The organism is Vreelandella olivaria, assembly GCF_023507745.1.
In the GTDB taxonomy this organism is placed as follows: domain Bacteria; phylum Pseudomonadota; class Gammaproteobacteria; order Pseudomonadales; family Halomonadaceae; genus Vreelandella; species Vreelandella olivaria_A.
The window spans coordinates 1-1,194 of record NZ_JALPZO010000007.1 but is presented as its reverse complement, the minus strand read 5'-3'; the positions used below and the strand labels follow the sequence as shown (position 1 = coordinate 1,194).

Genomic DNA, 1,194 nt, shown 5'->3' with positions numbered 1-1,194 from the left:
GCTGTGGGTCGTAGTAGCGGTGGCGGTTGTAGTAGAGGCCACTCTCTTCATCGTGCCATTGGCCCTGGAAGCGGATCGGCTGTGATGTGTTGCCGCGTTCGTTCCGGGTGGCGGCCCAGTCGTCGGGCTGGGCCTGCCAGCGGGGTTCGCCGGTGGGGGAGAGCAGTTGCATCGAGTGGGTGGTGGCCTAGAGCATTGTATAGATGCCTCTGCTCAACTGCTAGTGTTACTGGGCTACATAGAGTGAGGTGGTCAAACTAACTAATTGGCTGCAGTTGATGGCTGACATAATTGTTCTCATTTTTTTACTTTATCGTGAGTTTTTTTGCCAAACCAAAACTTTATGTTTCCAATAATTACGAATATTATTACAGTGGAAATACTTATAAATAATATAAATTTTCCGAAACTCTCAGCACCGAAATAGAATGCTAGTTCAAAGCCTAGGATTCCAAATACAAAAGTTAGCACTACAATAATAGTTTCTTTCTTGGTATTTTTATTCACTTTCGCTAGACTCCTCAGGGCATACAGTAGATATGCGGCAAAATTGAACTCCGGCGGGGCCCCCTGTGCCTACACCCATAAAACCTTTTGCAGCTCCAAAAGCGCCATTGCCGAAACTGGCTGATGCTCCAGAAGCTAGACCGCTACCACCTTGCATGAAAAAGCCCCAACTCTCAGATATGCCCGTTTCTACAGAGTCATTGATCGATGCTCCACCTGTTATCCCAGCTCCTGCATAAGCCCCAATACCCAGCTTCGTGCAGGCAGTTGATACCGCGCAGACTTGCCCACGAGAATCGAGTTGTCTACCTATCGATAACGATGAGCCGAATATGCCACCAAAAATCTCTCCTCCAGCATCTGCTCCCATAGCGACAGTTCTGCTATTTAGTTCTTGAGGAGCGGCTGTTCTCCTCACCATATTCGACTGACTATAAGGCCCACCCCCTAATCCATAGACTCCTCTGAGACCAAGAGGCTCGACTTCTAAATTTGGTGCCGCCGCATATTGGTAAAGGTTGTCTCCCCCCATTAACCCTATCGGGTCCTGGCTGATATACCGCCCCTGCTGTGGGTCGTAGTAGCGGTGGCGGTTGTAGTAGAGGCCACTCTCTTCATCGTGCCATTGGCCCTGGAAGCGGATCGGCTGTGATGTGTTGCCGCGTTCGTTCCGGGTGGCGGCCCAGT

At 50.1% G+C, this 1,194-nt stretch carries 3 protein-coding genes; all 3 read right to left on the bottom strand.

Annotated features, from left to right (window positions below):
* Positions 1-172: RHS repeat-associated core domain-containing protein (locus HP566_RS21800; protein ID WP_425348157.1), on the bottom strand; the 172-nt coding region annotated here is incomplete at its 3' end.
* Positions 173-297: 125 nt separating this feature from the next.
* A complete protein-coding gene (locus HP566_RS00070) occupies positions 298-507 on the bottom strand; it encodes a CorA family divalent cation transporter (protein WP_249975215.1) in 210 nt (69 codons plus the stop codon).
* On the bottom strand, positions 500-1,194 hold a 695-nt coding region (locus HP566_RS21515), incomplete at its 5' end, for an RHS repeat-associated core domain-containing protein (protein WP_284041241.1). The genes HP566_RS00070 and HP566_RS21515, both read right to left, overlap by 8 nt.